Here is a 23,758-nt window from a genome sequence, read left to right as displayed (position 1 = left end):
GGGCCAGGCCCACGCGCTTTGGTATGAATGTGTTTGTGCCTGTGTCGGATGGCGGCTGGCGCCTTATCCGACCTACGCGACCTTACTGGACGTAGGTCGGATAAGCGTTAGCGCCATCCGACAAAAACTCAGCCCCGCTCCTGCATCAACTGCTGCGCCAGCGCTTTCAGCTCCGGCAGGTATTTCTCGTCCACCGGGGCAAACGGTTTGCGGCACAGTGGTACGGAGACCACATCCATGTAACGCAGCACCGTTTTCAGCCCACGGAAGACGCCGACTTTGATCAGCAGGTCGATAACCTTGTTACACTCGCGCTGCAACCGCTGCGCCTTCGCGATATCGCCCGCTTTCAGCGCCTGCGCGATCCCCATGTAACGCCAGCCCATGATGTTGTAAGTACTGCCGATCCCGCCATCGGCCCCCGCCAGCAGGCCCGAGGCGAAGATTTCGTCATAACCGTTGTAAAGCACCAGATCCGGATGTTCGCGGCGGATCTGCTCCATCTGATACAGATCGCCCGAGGTTTGTTTCAGCGCGCCGACGCCCGGCAACGTGACCAGCGTATTGATTTGATCCAGCGTCAGTTTTACACCACTCAGCGCCGGAATGTTGTAGACCACCATCGGTAATCCATCAGCCGAGTCGATAATTGCGCGATAGTGATCGCAATGTTCTTCAAAGCTGAACGGATAGTAGAACGGCGTCACCGCAGATACCGCATCGAAGCCATAACGTTTTGCCGCTGCCGCCAACTGCTGGCTTTCCGCCGTGCTCACACAGCCGACGTGGGCGATCAGGGTGATTTTCCCTTTCCCCTCTTCCGCCACAATTTCAAGCACTTCTTCACGCTCGGCGAGGCTTTGAATAAACGCTTCTCCGGTTGAGCCACCCACGTAGACGCCATCAATGCCCTGCGCGATGTTAAAACGTACCAGGCGACGCAGGCTCTCTTTATCAATCTTTTGTTGTGCGTCGAAAGGGGTGAGAAGCGCGGGCATTACGCCCCGTAAGTTGCTAGCCATACATACCTCATAGTGATGTTTAATCGGATTAACTATGTACCTTTATACCTGTTATACCAGATCATTTTTACAGCAGCGTAATACAGAAAGCTTATTGTGCGATCGACTTCACTAATTCGATCGCCGGGATGGGATCACTTACGGGATTTTTTGGCTTTGCCGAAGGCGTGCCAGGTGGCAGAGACGCTGTTGAGGTGGGTTTGCAAAGCGCGATCTGCTTCGTCCGGATCGTGCGCGCGGATAGCGTCAACAATGGCGATATGCTGTTGATAACTCACGCTGTTGTGCTCGTGGAGTTCCTGATCCGCGACTTTCGGGCGGGCGGCAATCAGCCAGTCGAGAAGCGCAACATGAATCGCCATGAAGATCGGGTTGCCGGGAATTTCCGCCAATACGCGATGGAAATCAACGTCCGAGCGGATAAACTGCGCGTTGTCATCCAGCGCCTGGCTGTTGATCTCCAGCGCTTTACTCAGTAGCGCAATTTGTTCATCCGTGGCGTGTTCGGCGGCATAGCGCACCAGGCTTGATTCAAAGAACAGACGCAGTTGTTCGAAGTGGGCGATACCGCCTGGGTGCGAGAGAAAATCTTTCGCCATGCCGGAGAGTTCGCCAATGATGGTGTCCGCTGAAGGGCGCGAGACGCGCGCGCGCTCGCCGTTATTAATCTGCACCAGCCCTTTACGTTTCAGCGCGGCCAGCGCTTCCCGCACCGACGGGCGGCCAACGTTGAAGAATGCCATCAGTTCACGTTCAGACGGTAGCTGTTCCCCTTCGCCAAACTCACGGCGGCGGATCATTTGTTCCAGCTCTTCCTCTACCATTTCAGACAGTTTTTTGCGCGCCAGCGGGCGGCGACGCAGGCTGTTGCCGATGGTGTCGGGTGTTTCTTCTGAGTGAGGATCAAATGCGCTCATAAGTACCGTTTTAGACAGTAAGAAGGGGAAAATCAGCGTTTTTTCATCATAACATAAAAAAGAGGCTGGAATGGCAGGTACGGCCAAATGACCCTACCTTGCGAGGAAGTCCAGGCTATAACATATTCAGCACATACTGGAACCGGCAGGTTGAATTTATCGGTTGCTGTGCGGTGGTATCCACATGAACCAGAATATCGTGTAATTGCCGATCGGTAACCGGGTGTGGGGTTGGTGTCACCGTCACTTTGGCATTATCGCAGCCCGAAGCGGTAAAGGTGATCATTTGCGCCACAAAACGACAATAGGCTCCACGCTCGTCTAACTGACTACCATCGCACAGTTTGCCGTCCTTCATCAGGAAGGTGGAGAGCGTTCTTTCGATCACGCCACCCGTGGATTGCAGTTGCAGCTTAGCAGTGCGAACGACTGAGTTCTCATCCCAGGAAACGTCATAAGGCGTCAGCGGTTCCGACGGGCAGGTAGATTGTACGGTTTGCGGCCCCATATAGGTTTCTGAGCTGTGAGTTGTCGTGCTGTACACCCTCGTCGTAACTAACCACGGACATCCACCAGGACTGCCTGTCACCGTAATTTTTAATGGTATGCTCTGACAATTCCAGCCGCTATCCAGGTTTTCAATACCAGGGCAATTGCTATCACTCACTGTGGTCGAAGATCCGGTGGCTTCCAGCGCTGGAGCAGGAAGATTGCCAGGCCCTGACCATGCACGATTTGGAATGGGCTTAATCATCAAAATCTTGCCAGTCTGGTAATACTCACCGTGGTAGACCCCTTCGGTCGTGAGGACATCCAGAAAAAAATCCATCTGGGTAGCCGACCCCATTGCCGCAATATACACATTCAACGAAAATGATTGCGCCTTTGCACTCAGGCTTACGCCCTGAAATAACACAACCAGCAGGCAAAACAGTAATCGTATTTTTTTCATATTAGAGATACTCAAACGTTGCAGTCAGGCTGGCAGTAAAGTCGCCGGTTGTCACATTACGACCGCTTTTCGCCTGCAACCAGGCATTGAAATTGAGGTTGTTGTTACCGTTGTTCAGGGTAAACTTCGCACCCGTGGTATCGTTGATCAGCACCTGCGTGCCATCCGTTTTTTCCATACCAATTCCTACGCCTGTCGCTCCTGATGACGGGTCCAGCGCCAGAAAACCTGGCTGATCGCTGTCTTCCGTTCCAGTTAGGGTAACTTTTACCTCGTACCCGGATGGCCCCTTACAGTCCCGCAACTGAAAAACAACCGGCACACGGTCCGAATGCCCGGCAACCATCAAATCTTTGTTGCTAACAACGGGGAAATGCACTTCTGCCAGGTTTTCTCCCTGAACCACCAGGGTGCAGGATTTGCTCAGCAGATTGCCGTAAAAATGCAGATTATTATCTACAGCACTGAATGCCCCGCGACTTATCAGCATTAGACTGGCTGCCAGCACATACCCTGCAGGATGAATGTTTTTTGTCTTCATTGATAATCCACCCGTAATGTGGCGTAAGCTGAAAACGTTCCGTCACTCAGTACGGCATCACTCGCTTTCACCGGCACTGCTTCCAGCTTCGGCTTTTTGTCAACGTCAATAGGAAGGGGCGTATTCAACTGAAATCGCTGGCCGTCATGCAGAAGCCCAATGCCGAGGCCAGGAACATCAGTCTCGATTGCCGCATTGTCGTAGCTGGTTTCCGTGCCGGTCCAGGTCAGGGTCATTTCCCAGGCATCATCTCTGGCCTGCGAATCACACGTGATTTCGTATGGCACTTCCTTACGGGCATAATCACCGTTAATACTGTCAATAATCACGTCGCGAAACTCAATTTCAATGGTCTTGTCATCACTGATAGTACAAACCGGCGGTGACACCAGCGAGCCATGAAAAGTGATGTCGGGCGTCGCGCCTTGCGCTAACCCACCGCACCCACAGAGTAAGATAAGAGCGAGTCGTTTCATTGGTAATCCACCACCATCGTCATACTGGCGTTAAATTCCGACGCCATAAGCTGCGCCCCGCTCTGTTTAACCGGCACGGCATTGAGTTTCGGCAAACTGTTATAATCGAACGACGTCCAGTTATTTTCACCAACGGCAAACAGTGAATTATCCGCAGCGTTTTCTATGCGTATTCCGAACCCGTCGATACCCGTACTGAGCACCGTTTCACCATTAATGGTGGTAGTGGTCCCTTTCAGTTGCATCCGCAAGTCATCTGCCAGGCGCCCCGAGCAATCCAGTTTGTATCCGGCTTCCTGGCGATAATTACTGCCATCAATTTGTTTGATGATCACCGAGCCGAATTCCACCGCGCTGCCCTCGACGGAGCAAGGTGGTGGCGCATCCACAAATACCTTCAACACTAAGTCGACAGTTTTGCTCTCTCCACCTATGGCAAGGTTATTCGCGACACTGCCGATCAACAGAAATACACCAGCCCCTGCCAGAAAAAGATCTTTCATATGACTCTCCTGGCATCAGCCTTTGCGGCTTTGCTCTTCGTCCACCTGACAGCTATTGCCATTGCATTTGAAAAACAGCGGCATCCGCGCACCGTAGTCGTTGACATAGGTCAGTACCGGCACGCTGTCCATTTTCACGTTCAGCGGCGCAGAGGTTTTAGGCTCCATCACCAGCGGTGTAAAACCCGCTGCCGCATTACCATTTTTCTGCGCACTGGCATTGCTAACAATGACGTAATACGGCGTCGGGTTGTTGACGGTGAAAGTTTGACCGCTGCGGGTCAAAGTCACCTTATGCTGCCACGGATTTTTCATACTGACGTTTTCCAGCGCTTTAGGGCGCCAGAACAACTTGATGCGCGTCTGCAATGCAATTTGCAGCGTGTTAGGTTTATTGGATTTTGGCGGGATCTCACGCACGTTGAAGTAGAACATACTCTCACGATCGGCAGGCAGCTTGTTGATATCCGGCAGTCCCTGCACCTTCACCTGGCCGTTCATCATCGCATCGATACGCTGCACCGGCGGCAGCACCGCCAGCGGCGAGCTGATTTTGTTGCCCTTTGCGTCCTCGATCCAGCTTTGCGCCAGATAAGGTAGTTTCTGATCATTATTGCGCAGCGTGACGCTGATGGATTTGTCGCTTTCGTTAAACACCAGCCGTGTCCTGTCGGGCGTCACCGAGGCGTGGCTGGAGAAACTGACCGCGGTCGCCAGCAGCGCCAGCACCGGGACAACGGTTTTTGCAGTGTTAGTCAGAAAAAACATGGATCATTCCTTAATCACGTTATTGATTTGCTGAAATTGAGGTTGGTGGTTCCGTTGGCGTCACCTGCTGTGTCTGTTCCTGAAGCACAGGTTTGACGTCCAGCGGAGAAACCGGTGCTACCGCGCCTTTTTGCTGGCAGGGCAGTAACAGACCGTTGAACAGATCGGCAGGTAACGGGTCTGGCAGCGAAATTTCGCAGTGTGTCGCACCGTTCCACGAGACGGTCATGTGCTCGCCCGGTTTCACCCCGGCCAGATAGACGTTGCCGTCATCGTCCACCAGGCCGACCTGCTGTTCGTTGTTATTTTTCACTTCCGCGCCGAATGGCGGATGGCTGCCGTCGTTCAGGCGCAGTACGGCCATCGCTTTTTGTCCGCTGATAACGGCAAATTTACGGTAGCCAATCGCGCCCTCGGTCAGCGTGGCCTGCACCACCGACTGGGTGGCTTCGGCGTTTTCCGGCAGTCTGGTGAGGTCGATATAGGCCTGGTTACGGTAGTAGTTGTTGAGGTCAGAAACGACAGCTTTGCCAAACATGTTGGTATAAACCGCTGCGCCATTACCTTCAACCGGCACGCCTGACACGCCGTCCGCATCAATTAACAGACGCGTACCGCCCAGATTTTGCATGCGGTGCAATGCCCCGCCGTGCGCGGTCAGCGTCGCGCCGCCCTGCAGTGAAATACCAGCAGACTGGTATTCGCCTTCATGGTAGTTGGCGCTTAAATCCACTTTCGCCAGCGATCCGTCATGACTGTAATAGCCATCCACGCTGCCGTGGTTTTCACTGGTGCCGACGTTAATCTGGTAATGCGAGGCATCGTCGATACGGCTGAAATAGCCAACCTGGCTGGAGTCTGAGCCGCTACCGTAGTTGCCGTTATAGCTGACAGTACTGCTGTCGCCCCACGGCATACTTAGCGAGACATACACCCCCTGATCGGTGCTTTTGTCGTATTCGTAGCGGTAGCCGGTCAGGGACACGCTCATGTTACGAATACTGCCCATATTGAAATAGTGGGAAAGCATCACGTTGTAGTTGGTTTGCTCTGGTCGGTCCCAGTAGGTGCGACGGGTATAGTTGAGATAGACAGAAACCGCGGCATCCCTGAAGTTCTGGTTATAGGTAACGGTGTACATCTCTTTATCGTTGCCGGAGCGCACCATGTCAGCATCTTTAGCATCGAGATACTCGCTCATGGTCATGAAGTTTTTTTCAGAGAAGCGGTATCCGGCGAAGGTGACGCGGCTGTCGAGTTCGTCAAAGTCTTTGGCATAGCTCACGCGAAACGAGTTGCCGTCCAGCGTGCGATTGTCGTAAGCGGTGTTGTCATCCAGACGCACATGCGAGTGCGTGACATCAAAGGCCATGGCACCAAGGATTGACAGGTCACGCCCGACGCCGATAGCCGCCGACTGATAGTTCTCATCCGCCAGCGCGCCGCCGTAGAGCGACCAGCCATTGGCAATCCCCCAGGAGGCTTCGCCGCCGGAGAAAAATCCACCGGCAATATCGTGCCCCCACTCCTGAGGTCGGCCCATCATCACTTTATAGCGTACCTGGCCCTGACGGGTCAGGAACGGCATCGAGGCGGTGCTGATATCGTATTCCTGCACCTGACCGTTCTGCTCTTCAATACGTACATGCAGGGTACCGGAAACGGAGTCGCCTAAATCCTGAATACGGAACGGCCCCGCCGGAACCTGGGTTTCATAAATGACGCGGCCCATCTGGCTAACGGTCACTTTCGCCGTAGTGTGCGCTACCCCGGAAATATCGGGGGCGTAGCCGCGCAGATTGGGTGGCAGCATCTGGTCGTCGGTGCTGACGCTGCCGCCGACATAGTTAAAACCGTCGAAAATATCGGAGTTGAGGAAATCTTCCCCCAGCGCGAGCTTGGCTTTCAGTGACGGCAGGGCGCGCCAGGCGTAGTAGCGACTCCACTCCCAGTTTCTTTGTGTGCTGTCACTGTCGCTGTATTCGTCGTCATCGCCGCTGCGGGTATGCTGATAGTCCGCCTGCCAGTCGGCGCGCAGACGCCACGGGCCAAGGTTTGCCCCGACCGTGCCGTTACCGCTGATATCGTTACTGTCATCGCCGCCTTTTTCGTCGTGGCGGGTCTGCGCGTTAATGCTGTAGTCAGCAATCAGGCCTGGAATACCGTCGTCCCAGCGTGAAGGCGGGTCCCAGTCCATATCGCTGTATTCAAGATACGCTTGAGGTAAGGAGATTAATAAAGCGGACTGGCTTAAATCGGCCTTAATGTCCATCCCTTCCAGTTGGCCCGGGCTAAGACATTCACCATTGCGGACCCATTGCAGATTCTTTGCAACGTCTTCTTTCAGCCCAAACTGGGCGACAAGCGCCGGCGTTAAGCAGGCATAGGTTTTACTGGCATCTTTTTCAGAGGCATACCAGAAAATATCGTATTCATCCGGGAGCGGCTGTTTATTTACCTGAACCTGTAAATTATATTTACCCGGCTCGACATAGCCCTGACTGGAAAAACGTTTCAGATCGATTTTCGTGTCGCCTTTTAATTCCAGAAAACGGGAATCAAACTGAATATCATCATCAGCCCAGGCACTGGCATAGCTTCCGGATATCGCTAATGCAATATACCAGGGCAGAACCCGTAAACGGAAAAGAGAATGGTCTGGCATGCACGTATCCATCCGTGATTATAATAGCTTCATCAATATCTATAAAAAAACCCCATAGCGTATCCGCTATGGGGAAATGCCTTAGAGATAGGTGATCTGGAAGGTCGTGTTGGCTTCAAATGCGCCCAGGGTCGGCATTGCGCTTTCGCCCACCAGCCATGCTTTAAAGTTCAGCGTCTGGTTAGGTTTACCTTTAGACGTCGCAGTATCCATAGTCAGCAGTTGTTCGATCGGCATACCGCTTTTGTATGCCGTACCATGTTCGTCACCAATCGCCAGGCTGACATTCTCAAATGGCATACCGGTTTCGGTGCTGAAAATGGTGTAGTTGCTGCTGTTAGCTGCCGCAGTATAGATGGTGCCAGTAAAGGTGGTCTGAGCCTTAGTCTGGGTATCAAAGACGCAGTCCTGCAGGCGGATTTGGAACTCTTTCGGCGTGGTTGAACCACCGTTTTTCAGTTTTTCAGAACCGATATCGCCCATATCGACTTCCAGTTTGTGATCGTCAGGCACGATAGAGCACGGAGAATCTTCGATAGTACCGTAGAAACGTGCGGTACCGTTGTTACCGGCAGCGATGGAAGAAGTTGACGCGAACGCACCCATTACCATTGCCGCTGCAACAGCAGTTTTTACAAACTTACTCATTATTTGTCCTTAAACCATAAATAATTAAATTATAAACGCCGAAAACCTCATATTAATAATGAGGTGAGCGTCTTATAGATGACCATCGAATATGCGTCATTGCTTCCCGCAAAAGTGTGCATAAGATGATATTCTTTGGTGTGTGCGGATAGTGATACTGAAGGGTCAGACACTCAATTTATTTTTAATTAATTTAGAATGTAGAATTTATAATGATATGAATGGCGTGCATGCAAATAGTGCTGATTTAGCCGAAAAATGCGATGCAAACGATAAGGGAGAACGTATGCTATAACAATATTGTATGTTTTCATGCGTGTTCACATCAGGCCGGACAATTAAAATATTGCATAATAATTACCATGGAATATAATATTAGAAAACTGATATTTAATATTAAATAAGGCCTGAAAAAGACGTTATTACAAAAACATGTTAATTAAATATCAATTCCTCCCTCTTTCGATATCAATCCCTGCTGACATAGCCACTTCAGCCAGCGACCAGGGACAATCTCACCCATAAAAAAAGGCCCTTTCGGGCCTTTCGGGATATTTACTTCACGACGCGAAGTGCCGGGCGGCCACCGCGCGGCGGCGGGGTATCGTCCGGATCGGTGTCGTCGTCGTGATCCGGCTTATCGCCGTCGATGACCGACATCACCGTTTCGTTTTCAACGACTTCAAGGTCGTCGTTGTAGCCTTCCGCATCTTCGTCGTAGGCCGTTTCCGGCTCGAACATGGTACCTGCGCCGTTTTCACGCGCGTAGATAGCCAGCACGGCGGCCAGCGGCACGGAAACATTGCGCGGAACGCCGCCGAAACGGGCGTTGAAGCGAACTTCATCGTTCGCCAGCTCCAGGTTGCCCACCGCGCGCGGCGCGATGTTCAGGACTATCTGGCCGTCACGGGCGTACTCCATTGGTACCTGAACGCCTGGCTGCATGACATCAACGACCAAATGCGGCGTAAGCTGGTTGTCCAGCAGCCACTCGTAAAATGCGCGAAGCAGATACGGGCGGCGTGGAGAAAGCTGTGACACATCCATTCAGTTAACCCCGGCCAAGGCGCATTTCGCGCTCGGCTTCCGTTAAGGAGGCAAGGAAAGAATCACGTTCGAAGACACGGGTCATGTAGCCTTTCAGCTCTTTCGCACCCGCACCAGCCATTTCGATACCCATAACCGGCAGACGCCACAGCAGCGGCGCCAGGTAGCAGTCGACCAGGCTGAACTCATCGCTCAGGAAGTACGGCTTTTGGGTGAAGACCGGCGCAATCGCCAGCAGCTCTTCGCGCAGCTGTTTACGTGCAGCGTCAGCCTGAGCCGCAGAGCCCGTCATCACGACGTTCATCAGCGTGTACCAGTCTTTCTCGATACGTTGCATGTACAGACGGCTTTCACCGCGTGCAACCGGGTAAACCGGCATCAGCGGCGGATGCGGGAAACGCTCATCCAGGTATTCCATAATGATGCGGGATTCCCACAGAGTCAGTTCGCGATCTACCAGTGTCGGAACGCTTTGATTCGGGTTGAGGTCAATCAGATCCTGCGGTGGATTGTCCTTTTCCACGTGCTCTATCTCAAAGCTGACACCTTTTTCAGCCAGCACGATGCGGACCTGATGGCTATAAATGTCAGTAGGACCAGAAAACAGCGTCATTACCGAACGTTTGTTGGCAGCGACAGCCATGAAAACCTCCAGGTATATTCAGAATTTTTACTGCTACCAGCCACACGGTGGCTAGCCAGAAGTGTGTCCCCATCCTGCGTTGAGTGGCATTCCTGCTTGCAAACCAAACAAAAATTGAACAATCACCCGCATTTGGGCAGAAAATTGGAGAATAGTTTACCAGATTTTGCACGGCTTGTGGTGAGTCGATTCTGGAAATCCGGAAAAAGAGCCGTGAGATTAGCATTGGCAATGCGATTATGGCGGGGCGCTTCGCTTGCCTACCCTACAAATACGTTCATCGCGTAAGTGTTCAGGCATAAAAAAACCCGCCGAAGCGGGTTTTTGCGCAAATTGTTGTCTGCCGAAGCAGAAACCAATTAACGTTTGGAGAACTGAGGACGACGACGTGCTTTACGCAGGCCGACTTTCTTACGTTCAACCTGACGAGCATCACGAGTAACGAAGCCAGCTTTACGCAGTTCGCCACGCAGGGACTCATCATACTCCATCAGAGCGCGGGTGATACCGTGACGGATCGCACCAGCCTGACCAGAGATACCACCACCTTTAACGGTGATGTACAGATCCAGTTTCTCAACCATGTCGACCAGTTCCAGCGGCTGACGAACTACCATGCGGGCAGTTTCACGACCGAAGTACTGTTCCAGAGAACGTTGGTTGATAACGATTTTGCCGTTGCCCGGTTTGATGAAAACGCGAGCTGCGGAACTTTTGCGGCGACCAGTGCCGTAGTATTGATTTTCAGCCATTGCCTATAATCCCGATTAGATGTCAAGAACTTGCGGTTGCTGTGCCGCGTGGTTGTGCTCGGTACCCGCGTAAACTTTCAGTTTACGGAACATAGCACGACCCAGCGGGCCTTTTGGCAGCATGCCTTTAACCGCGATTTCAATCACGCGCTCAGGACGGCGGGCAATCATCTCTTCAAAGGTCGCTTCTTTGATACCACCGATGTGGCCGGTGTGGTGATAGTACATTTTGTCAGTACGCTTGTTGCCGGTTACAGCAACTTTGTCAGCGTTCAGAACGATGATGTAATCACCGGTATCTACGTGCGGAGTGTATTCCGCTTTATGCTTACCGCGCAGGCGACGAGCCAGTTCAGTAGCCAGACGGCCCAGAGTTTTACCGGTCGCGTCAACAACATACCAGTCACGTTGAACGGTTTCTGGTTTAGCTGTAAAAGTTTTCATTAAAAGCTTACCCAAATAAATAAGTTACACGTTGGTGAACACCCAAACGTTTTGTCAGTTGAGGTTCACACGACATTGTCCAGCAAACCTACCCCTTCGAATAGCCTATGCCGGCACATAGAAAGTTTTGGGAAAAAAACCTTCTTGTAACGTGGGGTCGCAAGATTATAGAGAAGTCGGGGTTAAAGATCGACCCTTATTTGTGATTTTGATGGGGGCGTTTTAATAGGGGGTGTGCGGCCTGATGCCCTCACCCCCAGCCCCTCTCCCACGGGGAGAGGGGCTGATTTATGGCATATGCGGCCGTTTCATATACTCTTCGCTCTGCATCTCCTGCAAACGTGACAGGCAGCGCTGGAACTCAAATTTCAACCGCTCGCCCTGATAAATGTCGTACAGCGGGACTTCCGCGCTCACCACCAGCTTCACATGACGCTCATAGAATTCATCCACCAGCGCAATAAAGCGGCGCGCTTCGCTTTCCATCATTGGCGTCATGACGGGCACATCGAACAGCATCACCGTATGGAACAGGCGGGAGAGCGCGATGTAGTCGTGCTGGCTGCGCGCATCAACGCACAGTGTCGTGAAGGAAACCGCCAGCGTTTGGTTCTCAACGCCTATCGTTGGCAGCTGGCGGTGGTTGATTTCCAACTCTGGCGCACGTTCGCGCTTTGCACCCGCCAACGCCAGCCACAGTTTATCCATCTCGACGCGCGTTTCATCGTTTAAAGGCGAGAGCCACAGATGCGCCTGAGTTAACGTGCGCAAACGGTAATCGACACCCGCATCGACGTTCATGATGTCGCAGTGGGCTTTAATCGCGTCGATGGCCGGCAAGAAGCGCGCGCGTTGTAAACCATTGCGATAAAGCTCATCCGGCGGGATATTCGAGGTAGCGACCAGCGTAATCCCACGCGAGAACAACGCTTTCATCAGGCCGCCGAGCAGCATGGCGTCAGTGATATCCGAGACAAAAAACTCGTCAAAACACAGCACGTCCGTTTCCGCTTTAAAGCGTTCAGCAACGATTTCCAGCGGGTCGCTATGGCCCTGAAGCTGCGTCAGCTCTTCATGCACCCGCAGCATAAAGCGGTGAAAGTGCAGGCGCTGTTTACGTTCGCCCGGCAGGCTGTGATAGAACATGTCCATCAGCCAGGTTTTCCCCCGGCCAACCCCGCCCCACATATATAAGCCGCGAACCGGCGTGTTCGTGTCCGGCTCGCGTTTACCAAGAAATTTTCCGAATTTTGCCATCAGGCCACCGCCGCTTTGGGCTGGCTGCGCACGATTGGCAAGCAGTTCCTGGTAGATGGTATCGAGGCGATTTACCGCCTCACGCTGGACATCATCAGGCTGATGGGTGCCCTCTTCGAGGGCCTGAAGATAACGCGATGTGGGGGACAGGCTTTGCATGATCTAATTGTTATTCCTTTGAAAACCGGTATGTCTTACTTCACGATTGGTGAAAAAAGTGCCGTTCTACACTACGCGATGATACGCCAGGATTCCACTTCTGCGGAATAAGCGGTTATAGTGGCAGTATCTGGTACAGGCAAGGAGCGCCTGGTAACCAATACCCTACGGAACCACAAAACAATGGGAGATGTTCATGACCTGGGAATATGCGCTAATTGGGCTCGTTGTCGGCATTATTATCGGTGCTGTGGCCATGCGTTTCGGTAATCGCAAATTGCGTCAACAACAGGCCCTGCAGTACGAGCTGGAAAAAAATAAAGCCGAACTGGAAGAGTACCGCGAAGAGTTAGTCAGCCATTTTGCGCGCAGTGCGGAATTGCTGAACAATATGGCGGACGACTATCGTCAGCTCTATCAGCACATGGCGAAAAGCTCAAGCAGCCTGCTGCCTGAAATGAGCGCAGAGTCTAATCCGTTCCGCAACCGTCTGGCTGAATCGGAAGCCGGTAACGACCAGGCGCCGGTACAGATGCCGCGTGACTACTCAGAAGGCGCATCCGGCCTGCTGCGTAGCGGTGCAAAACGCGACTAATCCTTTCTGCGAACAATTTATTTCACGGGCGCGCCTGTTGCGCCCGTCACTTCTCTCTGCCCCGACTATATTTAGTCAATATCCACATTGTTACCCCGAGAAAAATTCAATAACATCAGACTGTTTCGGGAAGCATGTCCTTACACCTCAGGTCAGGAGAGCCAGCATCAATGAATAAATCTACTTTGCTGTTGAGTGCGTTAGCGTTAAGTGTCGGCCTGTCCTTTGCCGTGCCTCAGGTGGCCAGCGCGTCGATTCCCACTCAGGTTCCAGGCCAGGGCGCACTGCCAAGCCTCGCGCCGATGCTGGAAAAAGTCTTGCCCGCCGTGGTGAGCGTGCAGGTGGAAGGCACCGCCGCGCCGAGTCAGCGCGTGCCGGAAGAGCTAAAAAAATTCTTTGGTGAAGAAGGCGGCAACGAACCAGCGCAACCGTTCGAAGGTCTGGGTTCTGGCGTCATTATTGATGCGGCGAAAGGCTACGTCTTAACCAACAACCACGTCATCAGCCAGGCGCAAAAAATCAGCATTCAGTTGAATGATGGCCGCGAGTTCGATGCCAAACTGATTGGCAGCGATGACCAAAGCGATATCGCCCTGCTGCAAATTCAGGGCGGCAGCAAACTCACGCAAATCGCCATTGCCGACTCCGATAAACTGCGCGTTGGCGATTTCGCCGTCGCCGTGGGTAACCCCTTCGGGCTGGGGCAAACCGCCACCTCCGGGATCGTGTCGGCGTTAGGCCGCAGCGGGCTGAACCTCGAAGGGCTGGAAAACTTTATTCAGACGGATGCCTCAATTAACCGTGGGAACTCCGGTGGCGCATTGCTGAACCTCAACGGCGAGCTGATCGGCATTAACACCGCGATTCTCGCCCCTGGCGGCGGCAGCGTCGGGATTGGCTTCGCCATCCCCAGCAATATGGCGCAAATCCTCGCGAAACAGCTGATTCAGTTCGGCGAAATCAAACGCGGGCTGCTCGGTATTCGCGGTATGGAAATGAGCGCCGATATCGCTAAAGCGTTTAACCTCAACGTACAGCGCGGGGCGTTTGTCAGCGAAGTGCTGCCTAACTCCGGCTCGGCGAAAGCGGGCATAAAATCAGGCGACGTGATTGTTAGCCTGAACGGAAAAGCGCTGAGCAGCTTTGCCGAACTGCGCTCGCGCATCGCCACCACCGAACCCGGCTCAAAAGTGAAGCTGGGTCTGCTGCGCGATGGCAAACCGCTGGAAGTCGAAGTCACGCTGGATAAAAGCACCTCGGCGACCGCCAGCGCAGAAATGATCGCTCCGCAGCTTCAGGGGGCATCATTAAGCGACGGTCAGTTGAAAGACGGTACCAAAGGCATTGTCATCAGCGACGTGGAAAAAGGCAGCGCAGCGGCGCAGGTTGGCCTGCATAAAGATGATGTCATCATCGGTATTAACCGCCAGCGCACGCAGTCCATCGCGGATATGCGCAAAGTGCTGGAGACCAAACCGTCGGTGATTGCCCTGAACGTGATGCGCGGTGAAGAGAGCATTTATCTCTTACTGCGTTAACCGTCTTACGCTGGACATCGCGCAGCGTGTGATGTCCAGCGAAGTCGTGGTATGCTGCGAACGTTTATTCATCAACGATACCTGATCATGCTTGCAAAGCTTTTACGTTCTGTCGCAATTGGTTTTATTGTCGGTGGCATTTTGCTGGCCGCGATGCCCTCTTTACGCAAGTGGACAACCGCGACCACCACGCTCACCAGCTCGGATGAATCCCCCGCCAGCTATAACCAGGCTGTGCGTCGTGCCGCGCCAGCGGTCGTCAACGTCTATAACCGTGGTCTTAACAGCACCGGGCAGAATCAACTGGAGATCCGCACGCTCGGCTCCGGGGTGATCATGGACGAACGCGGGTATATCGTGACCAACAAGCATGTCATTAACGATGCCGATCAAATCATCGTCGCGTTGCAGGATGGCCGCGTATTTGAAGCGCTGCTGGTCGGCTCCGATACGCTTACCGACCTCGCAGTGCTGAAAATTAACGCCACCGGCGGCCTGCCGGTCATCCCCATCAACCCGAAGCGCGTGCCGCACATTGGCGATGTGGTGCTGGCGATTGGTAACCCTTACAACCTGGGGCAGACCATTACGCAGGGCATCATCAGCGCCACCGGGCGTATCGGCCTGAACCCTACCGGGCGACAGAACTTCCTGCAAACAGATGCCTCCATCAACCACGGCAACTCTGGCGGCGCACTGATTAACTCGCTGGGCGAGCTGATGGGTATCAACACCCTCTCCTTCGATAAGAGTAACGATGGCGAAACGCCGGAAGGCTTAAGCTTCGCCATCCCGTTCCAGCTGGCAACTAAGATCATGGATAAGCTGATCCGCGATGGTCGGGTGATCCGTGGTTACATCGGGATCGGCGGGCGCGAGATCGCCCCACTGCACGCGCAGGGCGGCGGCATGGATCAGATCCAGGGGATCGTGGTTAACGAAGTCACCGCCGGTGGCCCGGCCGCGCAGGCAGGCATTCAGGTCAATGACGTTATCACATCGGTGAACGGTAAACCGGCGCTCTCCGCGCTGGAAACCATGGACCAGGTAGCCGAGATTCGTCCGGGGTCGGACATCCCGGTTGAAGTCATGCGCGACGATAAGAAACTAACGCTGAAGGTGACGATTCAGGAGTATCCGGCGTCAAACTAGCGGACACAAAAAAGGGCCTCGCGGCCCTTTTTTTTCATGCTTTACATCACTTATTCACAAACTCTTCGCCGAGCGTAATATCTTTTCTCAGCGTATCCAGCATACCTTCCAGCGCCTGTTGTTCAAACGCGCTCAGCTTGCCGATAGACTGACGCTCTTCCACACCGTTTTTGCCCAGCAGCAGCGGCTGAGAGAAGAAACGCGCGTACTGACCGTCGCCTTCAACATAGGCGCATTCAACGATGCCTTTCTCACCCTGCAGGGCGCGAACCAGAGAAAGACCTAAACGCGCAGCCGCCTGCCCCATAGACAGGGTTGCGGAGCCGCCACCGGCTTTGGCTTCGACCACTTCCGTACCCGCATTCTGGATACGTTTGGTCAGATCGGCCACTTCCTGATCGCTAAAGGAAACGCCAGGGATCTGCGACAACAGCGGCAGAATGGTCACGCCAGAGTGGCCGCCAATAACCGGCACTTCCACTTCTGTCGCTTTTTTACCTTTCAGCTCCGCCACAAATGTATTTGAGCGGATGATATCCAGCGTCGTGACGCCGAACAGTTTGTTCTTATCGTAAACGCCCGCTTTTTTCAGCACTTCTGCCGCGATGGCAACGGTGGTGTTGACCGGGTTAGTAATAATGCCAATACAGGCTTTTGGGGCGGTTTTCGCCACCTGCTGCACCAGGCTCTTCACGATCCCGGCATTGACGTTAAACAGATCGGAGCGATCCATACCCGGTTTGCGCGCGACGCCCGCGGAGATCAGTACCACATCCGCACCTTCCAGCGCCGGAGAAGCATCTTCACCTGAGAAGCCTGTGATCTTCACGTCGGTCGGGATATGACTGAGATCGACCGCCACGCCTGGCGTAACAGGGGCGATATCATAGAGAGTGAGTTCTGAGCCTGAAGGTAGTTGGGTCTTAAGTAGTAGGGCAAGCGCCTGACCGATACCGCCGGCGGCACCAAGGACTGCAACTTTCATCCGAAACTCCTTATTATGGTTAATGTCATTCAGGGTGACCTGTCATGTACCGCGAAACCGACGCAGGGCACTGCCTGTTATACTCCGTTGCGGCGACCTTAATTCACGGTGTAAATAATTACAATCTAATTACTTACAGAATGAGGGGTATTTAGCAGCCTTGCTACAAAATTGCTCACTCGTTTACCGGGAAAGGCCTTTTTCACGTAACCAAATCCACATCAACTATCCCTTAAACTATAACCAGTGATCTGGTTAAAACAACATCATTTTCATAACATTTAATTTACTTTTAACCTTATTTGCAGGCCGTGATATAGGCATGTTTATTAATAGTAAATTTTGCTAAGATCCGCCCCTTCTCGCGATTATTATCCGCCTTTTTTGCAGATTATTTGCATAAAAATGCATTTATATGCATAATCATGTTAATTTCATCACCATATATGGGTGACTTATGCGAAGTTCGACCAAACAAGAAGAATTAGTGAAAGCGTTCAAAGCGCTATTAAAGGAAGAAAAGTTTAGCTCTCAGGGAGAGATCGTCCAGGCGCTGCAGGAGGAAGGGTTCGAGAATATTAATCAATCCAAAGTCTCCCGCATGCTGACCAAGTTTGGCGCGGTTCGTACCCGCAATGCCAAGATGGAGATGGTCTACTGCCTTCCGGCTGAACTTGGCGTGCCGACAACCTCCAGCCCGCTGAAAAATCTGGTGCTGGATATCGACTACAACGATGCGGTTGTGGTTATCCACACAAGCCCCGGTGCCGCGCAGCTGATTGCCCGCCTGCTCGACTCGCTGGGTAAAGCGGAAGGTATCCTCGGCAGCATCGCCGGTGACGACACCATCTTTACCACCCCTGCCCGTGGCTTTACGGTGAAAGATCTCTACGAGGCCATTCTGGTTCTGTTCGAGCAAGAGCTGTAATCCTCCATCCTCTGGTCATCGGCCAGAGGATAATTCCTTTTTACCGCTTCGTTTCCCCGACGTTCCTCCGCCCCCCATTTTGCATTAAGTGCTAAAAACGGATTAAACACATAGTTTCAGTGAATACCTCCGCGCGAAATCGCACGAAAAATCAAATTCATGCATCCATATGATTTTCTTAGAATTCACTTCACGAAATAGCACTAATACACCATTTTTTATTTCATTTGGTCATAAAAAATAGATTCTTTAAAACAGATTTATGAGTGAAACCATTAGTCTGGTATTAATTTTAGATGTGATTAGTGTATACTTAATTTCGTGATGAGGGTCACAAAACAAAGACCCTCCAAATAATTCGACGAGGTGTAGATCATGAAAATCAAAACAACTGTTGCGGCTCTGAGCATCCTTTCCGTTATCTCTTTTGGCGCTTTCGCCGCTGACTCTATTAATAGCGATCAAGCGCAAAATCGCCAGGCTATCGGCACCGTTTCCGTAGGTGCAGTCGGTTCTTCTCCGATGGATATGCATGAGATGCTGAACAAGAAAGCGGAAGAACAGGGTGCTTCTTCTTACCGCATCATCGAAGCGCGTACCGGTGACCACTGGCACGCAACGGCTGAACTGTACAAATAAGTTTGGCTTATAAAGTAGGTAAGATTCAGGTAAAAAAATTTTCTACAGCGGTCCAGGAAGCCATGTTTTCTCCTCTCACCGCTGTCGCACATGGTGGAGTAAAAATTATGAAAAACGCAATGATCATCGCTTCTTTGGGTCTGGCTTCTGTTCTCTCTTTTGGTGCCAGCGCCGCTGAGCAAATTAGTGCAGAACAAGCACAGAGCCTGCAATCTATGGGCACCGTATCCGTATCCCAGGTCGGGAGTTCACCGATGGATATGAATAGCGCATTATCAGCAAAAGCAGCAAAAGAAGGCGCAAGCGGCTACCGCATTATTGAAGCGCGTACCGGTAATACCTGGCACGCGACCGCAGAATTGTACAAATAAACCCTCGTCGTCTTGTCCGACGACTTGCCCCCGCCATTACGCGGGGGCTTTTTTATGTCCGCGAAAGGTTAAAGCGCAGCATCCCTTCCAGCTCTTCCTCTGCTTCATCAAATAACAGTATCAGCGCACCGTAACGCCGCTTCTGCTTCTCATCCAGATGCAGGAACTCTATCTCCAGCGGCAGCGGTAGCTGGCTGCCGGTCACCACATCCCACAATGAATCGAGATCGTGAACCAACCCACTCTTGAGTGCAAAGAGGCGCGTGAACTCGCGGTAAAAATCACCCTGGTTTTCTATTTCATCAAAATCAAAAGAATAGACTTCCATCACTCGCCCTCAATTTTCCCGCCGCTGTCATCCGCCTCTAAGTATAGCGATAAAAAAACCGACGCTGAGGGCGTCGGCTTTGACAGGAGGGAGAAATGTGCGTGGGCCTGGGTGATTGCTAGCTGTTCGTTAGTGCGCTCTGATACTTATGCAGCATCGCCACCAGCCGACTAACCGGTTCGGTAACCTGCGGCGAGGCGTCCCAGATACGTAATTTTTCCTGATAGATATCTAACTCTTCCAATAGACGCAGGAAGTAGCGACGACGTTTATCATCGTTGCCCGCAGAGATCACGCTGTCCGCCGTGCGTCTGAGCTGGCGGTGAAACTCAGAGAGATCCTGATTCACCGGCACTGGCGCATCGCGCAGACGCTGGTGCGCAATAATCAGCGACAGGGCCAGACGGAATTTAGCGATATCGTCAGGGAATTTATTCAGCAACAGGAAAAGTTGCTGATAGAGCGCCGGTAGATGGTTCTCTTTACGTCGCGCGGAGTTGGTGGTCATCGCCGAAACTGCGGCCGACACAAACTGGTTCAGCAGTACGCGGCCCGTCCGCTCACGCGAGTTATCGCGAATCAGCATGATAACCATCAGCGCCAGGAAGCAGCCCACCAGCTGGCCCAACGCGCTATCGAGAAACTGGCTAAATTCAAATTTCATCGGGTTATCGAGCACGATAATGTTGATGGTACTCGCCAGCGCGCCCAGCGATCCCAGCCGCCGTTTCTGCACCTCGATACCAATAAAGAATGCCAGCACCGCAAGGCTGATGCAGAGTAACAGCATGCTTTGCTGGGTAGATGGGATGATCACCAGGAAGAAAAGCGTTCCCAGCGGCAGCGCCAGCTGCGTGCCGTAAAGGAAGTCGACGGCGACCATTCGAGGGTTTGGCAAACGCATAGCCAGCGAGGTGACCACCGCAATCATCACCATCGCCCCACTGCCGGATGTCCAGCCGGTCCACAGCCAGAAGAGCGTGCCCAGCACGCAGGACACCGTCGTACGCCAGAAGTTAACCATCGCATGGTGGCGTTCGGCAGACTCGGCCTTCACCACCACTTCGTCCTGAAGAATTTCCTCTTCGCGGGCGCTGATTTTGGCGTTGCCAATCACGCCGCGTTTTAGCAGCAGGTAGCGCGTCGCCGTACCCACCCAGCCGTAAATCGTTACCGGCGTGCCGTGTTCACCCGTCCAGGCCATCACCCGACGCATGCGTTTAAGTTGGCGATGCACGTCCTGCACGGTCTCAACCGGCTCAGCGAAGAGTTCGCGATAGTCATCGGTAACCGTTTCCGGACGTGTGTTCTGAATGATGTAGGTTTCACAAGCCTGGGTGATCATGGTCAGGGAGACCGTGTTCAGCGCCTTTAAGCGCCGATTAGCGCGCGACCAGCGGGAAGACTCCATGCTCAGGTTGCTGCGCATCCCACCCAGGGCTGCGGTGCGGCGCACCAGCCCACTCCACGCGCGGTCAACTTCTTCACTGTCACCATGCTTGATGCACAGCTGCATCAGGCGATATTGATCGATAAGCAGGGTATCCAGTTCAAGGTCGATCTCTTTTTTGATCGATCGCGGGGAGAAAAGCAGATCGGCCATGATCGCGCAGACGATACCAATGACGATCTCGCTACAGCGTTCGACCGCAAATTGCGGCGTGAGAAGCGGCTCGGTCTGAATAGTGATAACGATTATCAGCGCCGTGTAGCCCGCCAGCCCCCACGCGTAGGAGTTTTCTACGCGTACCAGCGAGGAGAGCCAGGTACAAAAACCGGCCCAAATACAGCACACCAGAATCATTAACAGCGGCGCGCGGATCATCACAATAATGATGGTTAACGCTGCGATACACCCGATAAAGGTCCCGATGATACGCAGCATCCCGCGGTAGCGGATAGCACCGGAATAGGGCTCGCCACCGGCGGCAAATGCCGGGCCTGCCGCGACGATTGCTGCCGTCAGTACCGCCCAGCGCGGCGTTTCCAGCTCAAAGTGGAAACCGACAAACAGCGCCAGCACAATCGCGCACGCCAGTTTAATGGCAAAGCGGATGTGCTGATTGGCAATGCTAAAAATGCCCATAACGATTAACCGAACTCACGCAGACGCAACGCCAGTTTCTGGAAGAAGGTCATATTCTGCGCGTCCCGGTCTTTTTCACCGGTAATCACTACCGTTGCGGTTGTCCCGGCAGGCCAGATATTGTCCTGCTGTTCATCAAGATGAATACGGACCGGCACACGCTGCGCAAGACGTACCCATTCAAGGTTGGAATCAATGGTTGCCATGCCTTTCGCATCATTGCTGCTGCTGGCGTTGGTCACGCCCGCCGCGATGCTATCTACGGTGCCTTTGATAACACGGTTGCTGCCAAGCGGGGTGACTTCCGCACGATAGCCTTTTCGCACACCTTCCAGCTTGGTTTCTTCCAGGTAGGCCAGCACGTAGAACGAATTCTTTTTCACCAGCGCCACCGCCGTGGAGCCACGGGTAATAAACTCACCGTTAAAGACGTTGAGGTTAGTGACCCAACCGGCGGCAGGCGCGCGAATAACGGTGCGGTCAAGGTCAAGGCGCGCAAGGTCGCGGGTTGCCTGTGCCTTGGCTAACTGATGCTCGACGGTTTGCAGGACGTTATTGGCCTGGTCGATTTCCTCACGCGACATCGCCTGAATGCCTAACTGGTTACGACGCCCGGCTTCGCGACGCTTTTCGCTGGCGAGCGCTTTGTAATACGACACATCAGCTTCAGCTTCTTCCAGCGCTTTCTGGTAACGTGGCTGGTCAATCGTGAACAATACCTGGTCTTTATTAACCAGTTGGTTATCCTTGATATTTACCTGAGTAATCAGCCCGGAGACATCAGGCGCGATGGCGACCACGTCTGCACTAAAGCGCGCATCACGCGTCCATGGCGACTCGGTGTAGTACACCCAGGCGCGGAAAATGGCGACAAAGGCCAGAATAACCAGTATCAGTGTGATGGCTGTACGGGAGATTTTTCTTATTAGCGTTTTCACATCTACCTCAAACGAACAAACGTGATATCAGATAAAAAAGACAGCAATACAATGCAGTATTGAACAGCGCAGGGTGCCAGACAAAGTCATAGATACCGGTTGGAATAAGCAGTCGCCTCACTCCCCAGAAGATGGCGAGCGACAATAGCAACTCAAAGAAGATCGGCGGGAATGACAGGCCGAAAATCACAATGACAGGAAACAGACTCATGTTGACCTTGGTTTAGACTAGCGTGCAGGTGAGAGTGCGCTTTAATTATTCAGCTAACAGTATATTAACGTAACTGTTATGCCGTTATCTATATATTGTGATCTAAATCACTTTTAAGCCAGAGTGAATAATGGAACGACTAAAACGAATGTCGGTGTTTGCGAAAGTGGTCGAGCAAGGCTCGTTCACCGCCGCCGCGAAACAGCTTCAGATGAGCGTCTCTTCCATCAGTCAGACTGTATCAAAGCTGGAAGATGAGTTACAAGTTAAGCTGTTAAACCGCAGCACACGTAGTATAGGTCTCACAGAAGCCGGCAAAATATATTACCAGGGCTGCCGCCGTATGCTATTTGAGGCTCAGGACGTCCACGAACAGCTCTACGCGTTTAACAACACACCTATCGGTACGCTGCGAATCGGGTGTTCTTCAACTATGGCACAAAATGTCCTCGCGCGGATCACCGCAGAGATGTTGAAGGAGTACACCGGCCTGACGGTAAATCTGGTTACGGGTATTCCGGCGCCGGACCTGATTGCCGATGGCCTTGATGTGGTGATCCGCGTCGGCGCGTTGCAGGATTCCAGCCTCTTCTCGCGCCGGTTAGGCTCGATGCCGATGGTTATCTGCGCGGCTAAAAGTTATCTACAACATGCAGGCATTCCTGAGAAACCCGCTGACCTCGCCAACCATTCATGGCTGGAATACAGCGTACGTCCGGACAACGAATTTGAGCTGATCGCCCCCGAAGGCCTGACAACACGCCTGATTCCTGAAGGGCGATTCGTGACTAACGATCCGATGACGCTTAGCCGCTGGCTCTCTGCGGGCGCGGGGATCGCATACGTGCCGCTAATGTGGGTGATTGAAGAGATTAACCGTGGCGAGGTAGAAATTTTACTGCCGCGCTACCAGTCCGATCCGCGTCCGGTTTACGCACTTTATACCGAGAAAGATAAGCTGCCGCTGAAAGTGCAGGTGTGTATTAATTACCTGACCGATTATTTTGTCGAGGTCGCCAGGCTGTATCAGGGGATGCGGGACAAAGATGAGACGGGAGAGCGGTGAAACATATTGCCTGATGGCGCTACGCTTATCAGGCCTACTCGATCGGTAGGCCGGATAAGGCAAAGCCACCATCCGGCAACAACGCGCACAGCACCGTAGGCCGGATAAGGCAAAGCCGCCATCCGGC

General features: G+C 52.9%; 26 protein-coding genes. 7 read left to right on the top strand and 19 right to left on the bottom strand.

Annotated features, from left to right (window positions below; all coding sequences use genetic code 11):
* Positions 1–128 precede the first annotated feature (128 nt).
* The 14 genes from nanA to zapE form a co-directional block, all read right to left on the bottom strand.
* Positions 129–1,022, bottom strand: coding sequence for an N-acetylneuraminate lyase (gene nanA / locus ACWWFX_RS08195; RefSeq protein ID WP_473223568.1), 894 nt, complete (start codon positions 1,020–1,022; stop codon positions 129–131).
* A gap of 134 nt (positions 1,023–1,156) precedes the next feature.
* Positions 1,157–1,939, bottom strand: coding sequence for a transcriptional regulator NanR (gene nanR, locus ACWWFX_RS08190; RefSeq protein WP_473223567.1), 783 nt, complete (start codon positions 1,937–1,939; stop codon positions 1,157–1,159).
* Between the two features lie 115 nt (positions 1,940–2,054).
* On the bottom strand, positions 2,055–2,891 hold the full coding sequence (locus ACWWFX_RS08185; RefSeq protein ID WP_473223566.1) for a StfH/YfcO family fimbrial adhesin: 837 nt from the start codon (positions 2,889–2,891) through the stop codon (positions 2,055–2,057).
* A gap of 1 nt (position 2,892) precedes the next feature.
* Complete coding sequence (locus tag ACWWFX_RS08180; RefSeq protein ID WP_473223660.1) at positions 2,893–3,381, bottom strand: fimbrial protein; 489 nt, start codon at positions 3,379–3,381, stop codon at positions 2,893–2,895.
* A 47-nt stretch (positions 3,382–3,428) separates the two neighbouring features.
* On the bottom strand, positions 3,429–3,908 hold the full coding sequence (locus ACWWFX_RS08175) for a fimbrial protein (protein ID WP_473223565.1): 480 nt from the start codon (positions 3,906–3,908) through the stop codon (positions 3,429–3,431).
* Entirely contained in the window at positions 3,905–4,411 is a 507-nt protein-coding gene (locus ACWWFX_RS08170) for a fimbrial protein (RefSeq protein WP_473223564.1), read from the bottom strand. Before ACWWFX_RS08170 ends, ACWWFX_RS08175 begins: the two co-directional genes overlap by 4 nt.
* 15 nt (positions 4,412–4,426) lie before the next feature.
* Positions 4,427–5,179 (bottom strand): fimbria/pilus periplasmic chaperone, encoded by a 753-nt coding sequence (locus ACWWFX_RS08165; protein ID WP_473223563.1) that lies wholly within the window; start codon positions 5,177–5,179, stop codon positions 4,427–4,429.
* A 19-nt stretch (positions 5,180–5,198) separates the two neighbouring features.
* Positions 5,199–7,844: a fimbrial biogenesis outer membrane usher protein gene (locus ACWWFX_RS08160; protein WP_473223562.1), complete on the bottom strand. Its 2,646-nt coding sequence runs from the start codon at positions 7,842–7,844 to the stop codon at positions 5,199–5,201.
* Between the two features lie 81 nt (positions 7,845–7,925).
* Positions 7,926–8,492: a fimbrial protein gene (locus tag ACWWFX_RS08155; protein ID WP_276221022.1), complete on the bottom strand. Its 567-nt coding sequence runs from the start codon at positions 8,490–8,492 to the stop codon at positions 7,926–7,928.
* A 555-nt stretch (positions 8,493–9,047) separates the two neighbouring features.
* Positions 9,048–9,539, bottom strand: a complete 492-nt coding sequence (gene sspB, locus ACWWFX_RS08150) for a ClpXP protease specificity-enhancing factor (RefSeq protein WP_015962806.1) — start codon at positions 9,537–9,539, stop codon at positions 9,048–9,050.
* Positions 9,540–9,543: 4 nt separating this feature from the next.
* Positions 9,544–10,182 (bottom strand): stringent starvation protein SspA, encoded by a 639-nt coding sequence (sspA, locus tag ACWWFX_RS08145; protein ID WP_015962805.1) that lies wholly within the window; start codon positions 10,180–10,182, stop codon positions 9,544–9,546.
* A gap of 359 nt (positions 10,183–10,541) precedes the next feature.
* Positions 10,542–10,934 (bottom strand): 30S ribosomal protein S9, encoded by a 393-nt coding sequence (gene rpsI, locus ACWWFX_RS08140; RefSeq protein WP_000829815.1) that lies wholly within the window; start codon positions 10,932–10,934, stop codon positions 10,542–10,544.
* 15 nt (positions 10,935–10,949) lie between these two features.
* Entirely contained in the window at positions 10,950–11,378 is a 429-nt protein-coding gene (gene rplM, locus ACWWFX_RS08135) for a 50S ribosomal protein L13 (protein WP_015962804.1), read from the bottom strand.
* Positions 11,379–11,666: 288 nt separating this feature from the next.
* A complete protein-coding gene (gene zapE / locus ACWWFX_RS08130) occupies positions 11,667–12,794 on the bottom strand; it encodes a cell division protein ZapE (RefSeq protein ID WP_473223561.1) in 1,128 nt (375 codons plus the stop codon).
* Positions 12,795–12,990: 196 nt separating this feature from the next.
* Here zapE and zapG point away from each other — a divergent pair, with 196 nt between their 5' ends.
* From zapG to degS, 3 genes are all read left to right on the top strand, one after another.
* Positions 12,991–13,389, top strand: a complete 399-nt coding sequence (zapG, locus tag ACWWFX_RS08125) for a Z-ring associated protein ZapG (protein WP_015962802.1) — start codon at positions 12,991–12,993, stop codon at positions 13,387–13,389.
* A 170-nt stretch (positions 13,390–13,559) separates the two neighbouring features.
* Positions 13,560–14,927 carry a serine endoprotease DegQ gene (gene degQ, locus ACWWFX_RS08120; RefSeq protein ID WP_473223560.1) on the top strand — a complete coding sequence of 456 codons (1,368 nt, stop codon included), beginning with the start codon at positions 13,560–13,562 and terminating at the stop codon, positions 14,925–14,927.
* An 87-nt stretch (positions 14,928–15,014) separates the two neighbouring features.
* A complete protein-coding gene (gene degS / locus ACWWFX_RS08115) occupies positions 15,015–16,079 on the top strand; it encodes an outer membrane-stress sensor serine endopeptidase DegS (RefSeq protein ID WP_231826096.1) in 1,065 nt (354 codons plus the stop codon).
* Positions 16,080–16,125: 46 nt separating this feature from the next.
* Here degS and mdh read toward each other — a convergent pair whose 3' ends face one another.
* A complete protein-coding gene (mdh, locus tag ACWWFX_RS08110; RefSeq protein ID WP_473223559.1) occupies positions 16,126–17,064 on the bottom strand; it encodes a malate dehydrogenase in 939 nt (312 codons plus the stop codon).
* Positions 17,065–17,521: 457 nt separating this feature from the next.
* Here mdh and argR point away from each other — a divergent pair, with 457 nt between their 5' ends.
* The 3 genes from argR to yhcN (ACWWFX_RS08095) all read left to right on the top strand — a co-directional run bounded on the left by argR (position 17,522) and on the right by yhcN (ACWWFX_RS08095) (position 19,002).
* Positions 17,522–17,992: a transcriptional regulator ArgR gene (argR, locus tag ACWWFX_RS08105; protein WP_015962796.1), complete on the top strand. Its 471-nt coding sequence runs from the start codon at positions 17,522–17,524 to the stop codon at positions 17,990–17,992.
* 375 nt (positions 17,993–18,367) lie between these two features.
* Positions 18,368–18,631 (top strand): peroxide/acid stress response protein YhcN, encoded by a 264-nt coding sequence (yhcN, locus tag ACWWFX_RS08100; RefSeq protein WP_015962795.1) that lies wholly within the window; start codon positions 18,368–18,370, stop codon positions 18,629–18,631.
* A 107-nt stretch (positions 18,632–18,738) separates the two neighbouring features.
* A complete protein-coding gene (gene yhcN, locus ACWWFX_RS08095; RefSeq protein ID WP_276221043.1) occupies positions 18,739–19,002 on the top strand; it encodes a peroxide/acid stress response protein YhcN in 264 nt (87 codons plus the stop codon).
* A gap of 52 nt (positions 19,003–19,054) precedes the next feature.
* Here yhcN (ACWWFX_RS08095) and ACWWFX_RS08090 read toward each other — a convergent pair whose 3' ends face one another.
* The 4 genes from ACWWFX_RS08090 to aaeX form a co-directional block, all read right to left on the bottom strand.
* Positions 19,055–19,330: a barstar family protein gene (locus ACWWFX_RS08090; protein ID WP_276221045.1), complete on the bottom strand. Its 276-nt coding sequence runs from the start codon at positions 19,328–19,330 to the stop codon at positions 19,055–19,057.
* Between the two features lie 118 nt (positions 19,331–19,448).
* Positions 19,449–21,416, bottom strand: a complete 1,968-nt coding sequence (aaeB, locus tag ACWWFX_RS08085; protein ID WP_473223558.1) for a p-hydroxybenzoic acid efflux pump subunit AaeB — start codon at positions 21,414–21,416, stop codon at positions 19,449–19,451.
* Positions 21,417–21,421: 5 nt separating this feature from the next.
* Complete coding sequence (gene aaeA / locus ACWWFX_RS08080; RefSeq protein ID WP_276221049.1) at positions 21,422–22,354, bottom strand: p-hydroxybenzoic acid efflux pump subunit AaeA; 933 nt, start codon at positions 22,352–22,354, stop codon at positions 21,422–21,424.
* Positions 22,355–22,361: 7 nt separating this feature from the next.
* On the bottom strand, positions 22,362–22,565 hold the full coding sequence (aaeX, locus tag ACWWFX_RS08075) for a p-hydroxybenzoic acid efflux pump operon protein AaeX (RefSeq protein WP_015962790.1): 204 nt from the start codon (positions 22,563–22,565) through the stop codon (positions 22,362–22,364).
* Positions 22,566–22,695: 130 nt separating this feature from the next.
* Here aaeX and aaeR point away from each other — a divergent pair, with 130 nt between their 5' ends.
* Entirely contained in the window at positions 22,696–23,631 is a 936-nt protein-coding gene (gene aaeR, locus ACWWFX_RS08070) for an HTH-type transcriptional activator AaeR (protein ID WP_276221052.1), read from the top strand.
* Positions 23,632–23,758: the final 127 nt, after the last annotated feature.

The organism is Pseudocitrobacter sp. 2023LY-00077, from assembly GCF_055796175.1.
This window is presented reverse-complemented; position numbering and strand designations above follow the sequence as displayed.

Coding starts and splice junctions, on each gene's coding strand:
- nanA (WP_473223568.1), bottom strand. CDS start 1,022: ATGGCTAGCAACTTACGGGGCGTAATGCCCGCGCTTCTCACCCCTTTC.
- nanR (WP_473223567.1), bottom strand. CDS start 1,939: ATGAGCGCATTTGATCCTCACTCAGAAGAAACACCCGACACCATCGGC.
- ACWWFX_RS08185 (WP_473223566.1), bottom strand. CDS start 2,891: ATGAAAAAAATACGATTACTGTTTTGCCTGCTGGTTGTGTTATTTCAG.
- ACWWFX_RS08180 (WP_473223660.1), bottom strand. CDS start 3,381: ATGCTGATAAGTCGCGGGGCATTCAGTGCTGTAGATAATAATCTGCAT.
- ACWWFX_RS08175 (WP_473223565.1), bottom strand. CDS start 3,908: ATGAAACGACTCGCTCTTATCTTACTCTGTGGGTGCGGTGGGTTAGCG.
- ACWWFX_RS08170 (WP_473223564.1), bottom strand. CDS start 4,411: ATGAAAGATCTTTTTCTGGCAGGGGCTGGTGTATTTCTGTTGATCGGC.
- ACWWFX_RS08165 (WP_473223563.1), bottom strand. CDS start 5,179: ATGTTTTTTCTGACTAACACTGCAAAAACCGTTGTCCCGGTGCTGGCG.
- ACWWFX_RS08160 (WP_473223562.1), bottom strand. CDS start 7,844: ATGCCAGACCATTCTCTTTTCCGTTTACGGGTTCTGCCCTGGTATATT.
- ACWWFX_RS08155 (WP_276221022.1), bottom strand. CDS start 8,492: ATGAGTAAGTTTGTAAAAACTGCTGTTGCAGCGGCAATGGTAATGGGT.
- sspB (WP_015962806.1), bottom strand. CDS start 9,539: ATGGATGTGTCACAGCTTTCTCCACGCCGCCCGTATCTGCTTCGCGCA.
- sspA (WP_015962805.1), bottom strand. CDS start 10,182: ATGGCTGTCGCTGCCAACAAACGTTCGGTAATGACGCTGTTTTCTGGT.
- rpsI (WP_000829815.1), bottom strand. CDS start 10,934: ATGGCTGAAAATCAATACTACGGCACTGGTCGCCGCAAAAGTTCCGCA.
- rplM (WP_015962804.1), bottom strand. CDS start 11,378: ATGAAAACTTTTACAGCTAAACCAGAAACCGTTCAACGTGACTGGTAT.
- zapE (WP_473223561.1), bottom strand. CDS start 12,794: ATGCAAAGCCTGTCCCCCACATCGCGTTATCTTCAGGCCCTCGAAGAG.
- zapG (WP_015962802.1), top strand. CDS start 12,991: ATGACCTGGGAATATGCGCTAATTGGGCTCGTTGTCGGCATTATTATC.
- degQ (WP_473223560.1), top strand. CDS start 13,560: ATGAATAAATCTACTTTGCTGTTGAGTGCGTTAGCGTTAAGTGTCGGC.
- degS (WP_231826096.1), top strand. CDS start 15,015: ATGCTTGCAAAGCTTTTACGTTCTGTCGCAATTGGTTTTATTGTCGGT.
- mdh (WP_473223559.1), bottom strand. CDS start 17,064: ATGAAAGTTGCAGTCCTTGGTGCCGCCGGCGGTATCGGTCAGGCGCTT.
- argR (WP_015962796.1), top strand. CDS start 17,522: ATGCGAAGTTCGACCAAACAAGAAGAATTAGTGAAAGCGTTCAAAGCG.
- yhcN (WP_015962795.1), top strand. CDS start 18,368: ATGAAAATCAAAACAACTGTTGCGGCTCTGAGCATCCTTTCCGTTATC.
- yhcN (WP_276221043.1), top strand. CDS start 18,739: ATGAAAAACGCAATGATCATCGCTTCTTTGGGTCTGGCTTCTGTTCTC.
- ACWWFX_RS08090 (WP_276221045.1), bottom strand. CDS start 19,330: ATGGAAGTCTATTCTTTTGATTTTGATGAAATAGAAAACCAGGGTGAT.
- aaeB (WP_473223558.1), bottom strand. CDS start 21,416: ATGGGCATTTTTAGCATTGCCAATCAGCACATCCGCTTTGCCATTAAA.
- aaeX (WP_015962790.1), bottom strand. CDS start 22,565: ATGAGTCTGTTTCCTGTCATTGTGATTTTCGGCCTGTCATTCCCGCCG.
- aaeR (WP_276221052.1), top strand. CDS start 22,696: ATGGAACGACTAAAACGAATGTCGGTGTTTGCGAAAGTGGTCGAGCAA.